Here is a 10,460-nt window from a genome sequence, read left to right on the forward strand (position 1 = left end):
GGCGTACATCGGTACGCCGCACAAGCAAGCCTGCGGGTTGACGCCGCCACAGCGGAAAAGGGCCGCCTCCGGATGGAAACCAGCGGGTGTTTATCCGGAAGCGCAAATGAACACAGCGCCGTTTCCATATGGGAAGCGAGCAATTTTTCGTTGTGGCAAGGAAATCAAAGGTTTGCGCGGAGGCGTACATCGGTACGCCGCACAAGCAAACCTGCGGATTGACGCCGCCACAGCGGAAAAGGGCCGCTTCCGGATGGAAACTAGCGGAGTTCGGCACCCAGCCGATCCACAAGCGCCCTGACAATCCTGTCATGGGCTTTCTGAATGTCCTCATCCGTCAAGGTGCGATCGATACTGCGATATCGGACCCTGACAGCGAGACTTTTCTTGCCGTCCGGCACGCCCTTGCCGCGATATAGGTCGAACAGCACACACTCCTCCACCAGAGGCCCACAGGCCTTGTCCAGCACTTCCTGGACATCCCGGAACAACAGATTTTCATCAACCAGAAAGGCACTGTCCCTGGCAACCTGCGGAAAACGTGACAATGCACTGAAGACACTTCCACGGCTCTTCGCGGCAAGCATTTGTTCGAAATCAAGATCGAGCAGGAACACCGGCTGATCGATTTCAAAGGCAGCCAGAACCTTTGGATGGACTTCGCCAACAGAACCGAATACGTCACCGTTTTTCCGCAAGCAGCAGGCTTTTCCGGGGTGCAGGTAGCTCTCGACAGTCTCCGCGTCCCAGCTTACCGGGCCGACATTGAACATCTCGAGAATTTGTTCCGCCACCCCCTTAAGATCGTAGAAGTCCACTTTCTGATTGTTTTGCGCCCAGCCTTCCGGTTCCCGACGACCGCAAACAACAGCGCAAAGGCGCCATTTCTCGGCCGGAAGCGTTTCATTGGCTGCCGGCAGGAAAACCGGCCGCAATTCAAACAAGCTCAGGTCCTGATTCTGATAGGAGAGATTGCGGGCAACCGTTTCCAGCAAACTCGGAACCAGGCTGGTGCGCAGCACGGACTGTTCTTCGGTCAGAGGGTTGAGGATGCGGACCGCCTCACGGCGCGGATCCCCGGCAGCCAGACCGATGCGGTCCCACGACTCGGGGGAAACAAAGGAATAATTGACGAGTTCCCTGAATCCGGCGGCAACCATTGCATCGCGCAGACGCGACACTCCCTTGTGGTGGCCAGCCGGCATATGACAGACCATACGGCCAGCCGGCATGGTTACGGGAATGCGGTCATAACCGTTGAGTCTTGCCACTTCCTCGATAAGGTCGATTTCCCTTTCGAGATCCGGCCGGAAAAAAGGTATGGTCACTACCAGGGACTCGCTGTGCCGCTCTTCGGCCGGGTGCGCTTCCAGCCCGATGGAACACAGATGCCCGTGAATGTCTTCGAGTTTCAGATCGAGCCCGAGAATTTCATTGGCGCGACGCACCGAAACGACGATCTTGCGCTGGGTCAGGGGACGCGGATACATATCGATCATGCCACGGCTAACCTGGCCGCCGGCAACCTGAGCAATAAGGGCCGCCGCCCGGTTCAGAGCCACCGGGACCATGGCGATATCGCAGCCGCGCTCGAAACGGTGAGAGGCCTCGGTGCGCAATCCAAGCCGCTTGCTGGTGCGACGAATCGTCACGGGATTGAAATAAGCGCTCTCAAGCAGGATATCGGCGGTCTCCGGAACAACTTCGGAATTCTCGCCGCCCATCACCCCGGCGAGGGCTACGGGACCCTGCCCGTCGCCTATGACCAGATCGTTGCCAGACAACTGCCGGGCAGCACCATCGAGCGTGCGGAACGATTCCCCCTCGGCAGCCTTTTTGACCACGATCCGCCCTTCGCGAAGTCGTTGAAAATCGAAGGCGTGCAGCGGATGTCCCAACTCCATGAGGACAAGATTGGTAACATCGACAACATTGTTGATGGAACGCTGTCCCACCGATTCCAGTTTACGGACCAGCCAGCTGGGCGAAGGCCCGATTTTGACTCCGCGAATCAAGCGGGCCGCATAGCGAGGGCAGGCATCGGGGTCCTCAATCGTGACCGAAGTGCAGGCCGCTGCCTCATCTCCGCCTTCCGCCAAAGCGGGCTGGGCAATATTCAACGGGCGCCCTGTCATGGCGGCAACCTCCCGAGCCACCCCCAATACGCTGAGACAATCCGGACGGTTGGGCGTCAGTCCCAACTCGTAGCGGACGTCTTTAAGCCCAAGAGCATCGAAAACAGGTTGACCGAGAGCACAGCTATCGGAAAGGATCATGATCCCATCCGATGCTTCGGCAAGACCCAGCTCTTTTTCCGAGCAGAGCATGCCGCAGGATTCGATGCCACGAATTTTGGATTTTTTGATTTTGAAATTCCCGGGCAATACGGTACCGACCGTGGCCAGGGCAACCAGATCGCCAGCCTTATGGTTGCGCGCACCGCACACGACCTGCACCGTTTCACGGCCATAATCCACCTGACAAACGGTCAGCTTGTCCGCGTCGGGATGCCTGTCGACGGTCAGCAGGCGAGCGGTTACGACACTATCCATCCCGTAGCCGATGCGTTCCATGCTATCCACTTCAAGACCGGCCATGGTAAGCCGGTGCGCCAGCTCCTCGGGCTCCAACGCGAAGTCGACATATTCTTTCAGCCAATTATAGGTAACGATCATAACGGCGATCCTTTTAGAAAAAAATTAGGCGCGGCAGGCCTTAAAACTGGCGAAGAAAGCGGACATCGTTTTCGAAAAACAGGCGCAGGTCATTGACCCCGTACTTGAGCATGGCAATCCGCTCTACCCCCATGCCGAAAGCGAACCCGCTATAAATGGCAGGATCGTACCCCACGGCCTTGAACACTTCGGGATCGATCATGCCGCTGCCAAGGATTTCAAGCCATCCCGATCCCTTGCAGACGCGACACCCCTGCCCTTTACACATTACGCACTGAATGTCGACTTCGGCACTCGGCTCCGTGAATGGAAAAAAAGACGGCCGAAAACGCACTTGCAGCCCTTTGCCGAAAATCTGCGATAAAAATGCGGTAAGCACGCCCTTCAGATCGCCGAAGGAAATGTTCCGATCGACAAGAAAGCCTTCAACCTGATGAAACATCGGCGTATGCGTGAGATCGGAATCACGGCGATATACGGTTCCCGGAGCGATAACCCTTACCGGCGGGGCATGTTTTAGCATGGTGCGGATCTGCACAGGCGACGTATGCGTGCGCAGCACAACGTCGTCGTTGATATAAAAAGTGTCCTGCATATCCCGCGCCGGATGATCCTTGGGCATATTCAGGGCTTCAAAATTATAAAAATCCTGTTCAACTTCGGGACCTTCCGCTACGGCAAACCCCATGGCCGAGAAAATCGCGGCGATTTCCTCGATAACCAGGGTTACGGGATGTTTGCTGCCACCCATGGATCGGCGCCCCGGCAGGGTAACGTCGATGCGTTCTTCCGCAAGGCGCTTTTGAAGTTCAAGCTCGCCGACCAGTCGGGATCGTTCTTCGAAAAGTTTTTCCAGCGTAACTTTAACGTCGTTGGCGAGCGCACCGATCACAGGCCTCTGCTCGGCGCTGAGCTGTCCCATGCCTTTCATAATAGAGGTCAACTCGCCCTTTTTTCCAAGAAAACGAACCCGGATTTCCTGCAAGGCGGCTGCGGAGTTGGCAGACTCAAACGCCTGGCGTCCGTGATCAAGCATGGCAACAAGTTTTTCTCTCATATCCCGTTCCGTCCGTTCGTAGAAAACCCCAAAGGCGGAATGCATCAGCAATCCGCCTCGCAAAAAAAAAGAGATGAGGCCCGGCCCCATCTCTTTTTTCTCATCTTTGTCAATTTACTGAAGCTGGGCTTTGGCTTTGTCGGCGATGGCGCTAAAACCGGCCGGATCCGCCACAGCGAGTTCCGCCAGGACCTTGCGGTCCAATGCGATCTCGGCCTTCTTCAGACCGAACACCATGCGGCTGTAGGAAAGGCCGTTTTCACGGGCCGCAGCGTTGATGCGGGCAATCCACAGGGCGCGAAAATCACGCTTTTTGACGCGGCGGTCGCGAAAAGCGTAATTCAGCGCACGATCAACGGCCTCGGTGGCACTGCGAAACAATTTGCTCCGGGCGCCGCGATAACCTTTGGCGAGCTTCAGAATCTTGTTACGACGACGTCTCGCTTTGAATCCACGTTTAACTCTGGGCATGTAACTACTCCTTGTGATGGTAATGAGCGGAAAATTCCGCTGCCGGATCTGAAGGGGGAGACATTTCCCCTCAGTTCACGGTCTTAAACATGACCCCCGCCAACCCCGTGCTACAGATAGGGAATGAGACGGCTGATATTCTTTTCGTCGGTCTTGGCGACAAGCGTACCCTGGCGCAGAACACGCTTGCGCTTGGTCGACTTCTTGGTCAGGATGTGGCTGGTAAAAGCCTTGTTCCGACGGATTTTACCGCTGCCGGTCTTGCGAAAACGCTTTGCGGCACCACGATTGGTCTTGATTTTAGGCATGGAAAGGTTCTCCTTAATGTCATGCTGCACCCCCGCACGGCAATATGACGCGACAGGGCCGTGAACGGGACCACAGGATCATCCGGCGCTGCAACGACCGGCCTGTTTGGCTATTTTTTCTTCGGTGCGATTACCATAGTCATGAAACGTCCCGCCATGCGCGGCGTCATCTCTACCTGTCCGGCTTCACCGATCTCCTCGGCAACACGCTTCATCAGATCCATGCCGAATTCAGGATGGGTGACTTCGCGGCCACGGAACATGACGGTCACTTTAACCTTGTTGCCGTCCTCGAGAAAACGCACAGCGTTCCTGAGCTTGACCTGGAAATCGTGCTCCTCCGTCTTGGGCCGCATCTTGACTTCCTTGATGTCGACACGCGCGGATTTCTTTTTGGTTTCCGCAGCCCGCTTGCTCGCCTGATACTTGTATTTGCCGTAATCCATAATGCGGCAAACAGGCGGCGTCGCGTTGGGGGAAACCTCGACAAGATCGAGACCTCGCCCTTCGGCGGCCAGCAACGCCTCGTTGACGCTCATGACCCCAAGCATCTCACCTTCATCATCGACGACACGGACTTCCTTCGCTCGAATGGCGCGATTAACGCGCGCTTCTTCCTTAGCTATGGTAGCACCTCCTAACGATACTGATCGCACTCTTCCTGAACAAACCGTGCAAAGTCTTCAGGACTCATGGGTTCCAGGTTTTTACCGGTGCGGAAGCGCGGAGCCACGGTACCATCCGCCATCTCCTTGTCTCCCACAACCAGCATATAGGGGATCTTTTCCACCTGGGCCTCTCTGATCTTGAAGCCAAGCTTTTCGTTCCGCAGGTCGCACTGCACACGCACGCCGGCGTCACGCAAAGCCCTGGTGACTCTCTCGGCATAGTCGGCCTGATGATCGGTTACATTGATCACCGTGGCCTGAACCGGGGAAAGCCACAATGGGAAGCTACCGGCATAATGTTCGATAAGGACGCCGATAAACCGTTCGATGGCACCGAGGATAACCCGATGCAGCATGACTGGCCGATGCTTCTCACCATCCTTGCCGACATAAGTGAGATCGAAACGCTCAGGCAGGGTAAAATCGCACTGGATTGTAGCACACTGCCATCTTCTGTCAAGGGCGTCCTTGAGTTTGACGTCGATCTTGGGGCCGTAAAATGCGCCGTCCCCTTCATTGATGTCATGCGGAAGCTGCAAATCCTTCAAGGCATTCATCAAAGCGTTGGTGGCACGCTCCCAGTCCTCGTCACTGCCGATCGACTTTTCGGGACGGGTGGAAATTTCAAGTTCGTACTCGAAACCGAAAATCGCCATCACGTCGCGCACAAACTCCAGAACCGCTTTGATTTCAGCATCGAGCTGTTCAGGGGTACAGAGTATGTGGGCATCGTCCTGGGTAAAACCGCGCACGCGCAGCAACCCGTGCAGCACACCCGATTTTTCATGGCGATGCACCGTGCCCAGCTCAAAATAGCGCAGCGGCAGATCACGGTAGGAACGCTGCCGCGACTTGTAAATAATCATGTGGGCCAGGCAGTTCATCGGCTTCAGGCCATAGCCCTGCCCGTCCACCTCGGTGAAATACATGTTTTCCCGGTAGTTGTCGAAATGACCGGAAGTCTTCCACAAATCCGTGCGCAGAATCTGCGGCCCCATGACGATATCGTAACCGCGACGCAAATGCTCGCGACGCTCGAAGTCTTCCAGCAGAGTGCGCAGCAAGGCTCCTTTGGGATGCCAGATCACCAGTCCTGCGCCGGCTTCCTCACTGAAGGAAAACAGGTCAAGCTCACGTCCTATGCGCCGATGGTCTCGCTTTCGCGCTTCTTCCAGCTTGGCCAGATAGGTGCGAAGCTCTTTTTTATCGGGAAATGCCGTGGCATAGATGCGCTGCAACATGGCATTTTTTTCACTGCCGCGCCAGTAGGCGCCAGCCACGCTGGTCAGTTTGAAGGCTTTGACAAAACCGGTCGAGGGCAAGTGGGGGCCACGACAGAGGTCGATGAAATCACCCTGGCGGTACAGGGAAACCGTCGGAGCATCCAGATCCTCGATCAGTTCAACCTTGTAATGCTCCCCCATCTCCCGAAACAGGGCAATGGCACTGTCCCGGGTCATCTCTTCGCGCTGGATGGGAAGGTCGGCCCGGGCCAACTCCTGCATCCGGGTTTCGATGTTTTCGAAATCCTCGGGCGAAAATGTATGTTCCTTGCAGTAGAAATCGTAATAAAAGCCGTTTTCAATGGCCGGGCCGATGGTGACCTGAACCTTGTCCCCGTAAATATCCTTGACTGCGTGAGCCATCAGGTGAGCGGTTGTATGCCGGTAGATTTCGAGCCCCTGAGGCGAATCAAGGGTGATAATTTCCAGCCGGCCGCTTTCGTTGATCGGCGTGGCCAGATCAACCATGCGGTCATTGAAACGGGCCGCCACCGCCTTGCGGGCAAGCCCGGCACCGATCTCGGTCGCCACCTTGCCGGCCGTGGTCATTTCAGGGAATTCTTTCTTGGAACCGTCCGGCAATTCGACCTCAATCATGACCGCTCACTTTCTCCGCGAACAAAAAGAGGCATCCGAAGATGCCTCGTTGCGCGCGGTGTTTGTAGAGTATGGTAGGCACGGGCGGGATTGAACCGCCGACCCCTACCGTGTCAAGGTAGTGCTCTCCCACTGAGCTACGTGCCTACAAATCAGCGACGGGGCACAGTAATATCAAAACGCGGGCACCCATGTCAATATTTTTCGCATCATAGCAGCAAAAAAAATTCGGATAAAGAACAAACCGTTGCACCGCTATCGGACCCGGAGGCTTCAACCTTTCCGGACCTCGCGCTTCCAGCGTGTCTTGCGGCGGATAAAGCCGGCGAGCTGAGATACTTCCGGCACCCGCATGAAGAGACATACGGCATAAAAGATCCCGGAACCGCCAATCACGGCCGTTCCGAGGCGCAAAAGTTTGGGCCAGAAGGAGCCGGGCACCTGCCATTGCCCGTTATACAGCACCGCATAGGCGAAAACTGCCATCAGCAAAGTCCCCGGCACGATGCGCAGCATGGACCGCAGCACATGTTTCAACCCGAGGGGGCCCAATTTTCGCCGCAGCAGAAACAACAGAACAAAACAATTGAATACGCTGGACAAGGTCAGTGCCAACGCAAGCCCTACATGCTGATAAAACCGCATCAGCAAAAGACCAAGGGCCGCATTGACCAGCAGGGTATAGAACGAAACCCACACCGGAGTGCGTGTATCATGCATGGCATAGAAACTCGGCACCACTACCCTGCTCACCCCCGCGAACAGCAGACCGGGGGCATAGGCGGCCAGAACCAGAGCCGACTGCAGGACATCATTGTAGGAAAAGGCGCCACGCATGAAAAACAGACTGTAAACTGGCACCGAACAAAGCACCAGGCCGGCTGCGGCAGGCAGGGTCACCAGACAGATAAGCACCAGCGCGTAACGCAGCGACTCCTTGAAACCGGACTGATCCCCGATGGCAACCTGACGGCTCATGGCGGGCAGAACCGCCTGGGCCAGGGAGACCACGAAGATACCCTGGGGGAACTCGAACAGCCGCTGGCCAAAGTAAAGGTAGGAGACACTGCCCTCGGCAAGAAACGAAGCCAACAGCCTTGTCACAACGATATTGATCTGATAAATGGCCACCCCGGCCAGACCCGGCAGCATCAAACGAACCACACGTCGCACGGCCGGATGGCGGAAATGGAAATCAGGGCGAAACCGCAACCCGTAACGCCTGGCAACGGGAAACTGTATGACCAGCTGCAGAAAGCCGCCAATCAACACCCCGATGGCAAGCGCCGTTACAGGAGCATCGAAGGAACCGGCCAGCAGCACCGCCGATGCAATCATCGCAAGATTCAGCAGTACCGGCGATACCGCCGGCCAGAAATAATGCCCCAGCACATTGAGAACACCGGTAATCAAAGCCAACAGGCTGACAAAGAAAATATAGGGAAACATCAGCCGGTTGAGAAAATTGGTAAGTTCCAGCTTGCCGGGAATCTCGCTGAATCCGTATCCGATCAGACGGACGATCCAGGGAGAAGCCAGCAGACCGCACAGCGTAACACCCGTCATGACCAGCAGCAACAGGGTCAGACAGATATTGGCGACCCTGCGTCCCTCATCGGCCCCCTGCTCATGATGGACCCGGGAAAAGGTCGGAACGAAGGCTGCGGTCAGGGAACCTTCCGCAAAAAATCGCCGCAACAGATTGGGGATGGTGAAGGCCATAAAAAAAGCGTCGGCGCCAAAACCGGCGCCAAACAATCGGGCCACCACCACATCGCGCACCAACCCGAAGACCCGGCTGAGGGCTGTAGCAATCCCCATGATGCCGGTCGCTCTGGCTATTTCCGTTTTCTCCCTCATATAAATCTGCCCACCCCGATGATCCGCCGACGCACCAAATGGGATTATTTTACGTTAATCCTGCTCAATGACAGCGTAATACTCTGAAAATGAACTACTTTTTTTGTTTATGTTATACTGCATTAACTTGACTATTGAGTCGCCCGGTGCTATAAGACCTTGCGTATCGCCGCTTAGACAGAACAGAGCAGCATCCGCGACTGTTCAACAGGCACTTGATACGCTATCGACCCCAAACCACTATCCATCGAATCCCGAAACGGAGGAACACCTTGGCTAACCACAAATCCGCTCTGAAAAGAAACCGTCAGGCCGCGGTACGCAACGCCCGCAATACGCATATTCGCAGCAGCATGCGCACTTTTGTCAAACAGGTTCGGGCTGCGGTCGCCGCCGGTAACCAGGATGAAGCAAAGGCCGCCCTGGAGCGCGCCGTACCCTTTATCGACAAGGCAGCCACCAAGGGCGTCATTCACAAAGCAACCGCCAGCCGCAAGATCTCGCGTTTGGCCAAACTGATTAACACCCTGGGCTGAAAACATATCCCGGAAAAGCACAGGAAAAAGGGGCCATTATGGCCCCTTTTTCATTTCTGGATACCGGTGTCGTCACAACCCTGGCGAAACCGGTCATGACGAACCCTGCCGGGAAACACCCTCCGGCGTTAATCTGAATACCAGTATCTCAAGCACGGCGGCATCGGAAGACCCGGAGGATTTAAGAGCAAGATCGGTTTCCAGAAGTGCTTCAAAAACACCCCGGAATGCATCCCCGGGGATGCGCCGCGCCTGAGCCAGCAGCGCGTTGAGAAAATAGGGGTTGATACCAATGCGCCGGGCGATCTCCTTTTCCTGCACACGTTGCAGCAGCAACTCATGGGCCTTCCACAACTGACGAAAATGACGGGTAATCATATTCAGAATCAGCAGCGGCGCGACGCCATCGGCCAATAACCGATGCAGCAGGCTCAAGGCGGTAGCGCAGTCCCCTTTCCCCAAGGCATCGCCCAGATCAAAAACACTGCCGACCCTGCTATCGGACACCACGGCCATGACGTCGGCCGCTTCCGCCACGTTGCGAACGCCGAGATAATTGCGCAATTTGCCGATTTCACCATGAATTTCCTGAAGGCTGACTCCAACCCTGGTGCAGAAAAGGGCCAGGCCTTCCTCGGTGAAACCGTAACCGGCATCCCGCGCCTGCGCGGTAACGAATGCAGGTATCTGGTTTTCATAAAGCTTTTTGAACTCGACCAGTTCACCGCTTTTTTTGAAAACCTGATAAAATTTGCGGCGTCCGTCGATTTTTTCCGCAGTGCAAACCAGAACGGTTTCCGGCACGGAATCCTTGAGATAATCGACAAACCGGTCGAGTTCATCGGCCGGCAAGGCATGCAGATCGCGGACAATAACCAGGCGACGGGGGCTGAAAACAGGCAGGGTGCGGGCCGCATCCAGCACAGTGGCAACCCGACAGCCCTTGCCATGAAATATTTCCAGATTGAAATCGCGCGCCTCGGCAGGAACCGTCTGCTCGATAAT

General features: G+C 55.9%; 9 protein-coding genes and 1 tRNA gene. 1 reads left to right on the forward strand and 9 read right to left on the reverse strand.

Annotated elements, in window-relative coordinates; all coding sequences use genetic code 11:
• Positions 1-260 precede the first annotated feature (260 nt).
• The 8 genes from pheT to murJ all read right to left on the reverse strand — a co-directional run bounded on the left by pheT (position 261) and on the right by murJ (position 8,919).
• On the reverse strand, positions 261-2,675 hold the full coding sequence (pheT, locus tag AB7E65_RS09645; protein ID WP_428745779.1) for a phenylalanine--tRNA ligase subunit beta: 2,415 nt from the start codon (positions 2,673-2,675) through the stop codon (positions 261-263).
• A 40-nt stretch (positions 2,676-2,715) separates the two neighbouring features.
• The gene (gene pheS, locus AB7E65_RS09650; protein ID WP_072288158.1) at positions 2,716-3,732 is read right to left on the reverse strand and encodes a phenylalanine--tRNA ligase subunit alpha; all 1,017 of its coding nucleotides are present in this window, start codon (positions 3,730-3,732) and stop codon (positions 2,716-2,718) included.
• Positions 3,733-3,846: 114 nt separating this feature from the next.
• Positions 3,847-4,203 carry a 50S ribosomal protein L20 gene (gene rplT / locus AB7E65_RS09655; RefSeq protein WP_072287462.1) on the reverse strand — a complete coding sequence of 119 codons (357 nt, stop codon included), beginning with the start codon at positions 4,201-4,203 and terminating at the stop codon, positions 3,847-3,849.
• 110 nt (positions 4,204-4,313) lie between these two features.
• Positions 4,314-4,511 (reverse strand): 50S ribosomal protein L35, encoded by a 198-nt coding sequence (gene rpmI, locus AB7E65_RS09660; RefSeq protein WP_072287461.1) that lies wholly within the window; start codon positions 4,509-4,511, stop codon positions 4,314-4,316.
• A gap of 110 nt (positions 4,512-4,621) precedes the next feature.
• Positions 4,622-5,137 (reverse strand): translation initiation factor IF-3, encoded by a 516-nt coding sequence (infC, locus tag AB7E65_RS09665; protein ID WP_072288157.1) that lies wholly within the window; start codon positions 5,135-5,137, stop codon positions 4,622-4,624.
• Positions 5,138-5,148: 11 nt separating this feature from the next.
• Entirely contained in the window at positions 5,149-7,059 is a 1,911-nt protein-coding gene (thrS, locus tag AB7E65_RS09670; protein ID WP_072287460.1) for a threonine--tRNA ligase, read from the reverse strand.
• Positions 7,060-7,131: 72 nt separating this feature from the next.
• Positions 7,132-7,206, reverse strand: a tRNA-Val gene (locus tag AB7E65_RS09675).
• A 126-nt stretch (positions 7,207-7,332) separates the two neighbouring features.
• Positions 7,333-8,919 carry a murein biosynthesis integral membrane protein MurJ gene (gene murJ / locus AB7E65_RS09680; protein ID WP_428745780.1) on the reverse strand — a complete coding sequence of 529 codons (1,587 nt, stop codon included), beginning with the start codon at positions 8,917-8,919 and terminating at the stop codon, positions 7,333-7,335.
• A 272-nt stretch (positions 8,920-9,191) separates the two neighbouring features.
• Here murJ and rpsT point away from each other — a divergent pair, with 272 nt between their 5' ends.
• Positions 9,192-9,455, forward strand: coding sequence for a 30S ribosomal protein S20 (rpsT, locus tag AB7E65_RS09685; RefSeq protein WP_072287458.1), 264 nt, complete (start codon positions 9,192-9,194; stop codon positions 9,453-9,455).
• A gap of 93 nt (positions 9,456-9,548) precedes the next feature.
• Here rpsT and holA read toward each other — a convergent pair.
• Positions 9,549-10,460, reverse strand: a 912-nt coding sequence (gene holA / locus AB7E65_RS09690; RefSeq protein ID WP_428745781.1) for a DNA polymerase III subunit delta, incomplete at its 5' end; no start/stop codon positions are given.

The sequence above is a fragment of the Syntrophotalea sp. genome (assembly GCF_050253115.1).
In the GTDB taxonomy this organism is placed as follows: domain Bacteria; phylum Desulfobacterota; class Desulfuromonadia; order Desulfuromonadales; family Syntrophotaleaceae; genus Syntrophotalea; species Syntrophotalea acetylenica.

Bases quoted from the DNA above. Each gene is read 5' to 3' on its own strand.
- pheT (WP_428745779.1), bottom strand. From the start codon at position 2,675: ATGATCGTTACCTATAATTGGCTGAAAGAATATGTCGACTTCGCGTTG.
- pheS (WP_072288158.1), bottom strand. From the start codon at position 3,732: ATGAGAGAAAAACTTGTTGCCATGCTTGATCACGGACGCCAGGCGTTT.
- rplT (WP_072287462.1), bottom strand. From the start codon at position 4,203: ATGCCCAGAGTTAAACGTGGATTCAAAGCGAGACGTCGTCGTAACAAG.
- rpmI (WP_072287461.1), bottom strand. From the start codon at position 4,511: ATGCCTAAAATCAAGACCAATCGTGGTGCCGCAAAGCGTTTTCGCAAG.
- thrS (WP_072287460.1), bottom strand. From the start codon at position 7,059: ATGATTGAGGTCGAATTGCCGGACGGTTCCAAGAAAGAATTCCCTGAA.
- murJ (WP_428745780.1), bottom strand. From the start codon at position 8,919: ATGAGGGAGAAAACGGAAATAGCCAGAGCGACCGGCATCATGGGGATT.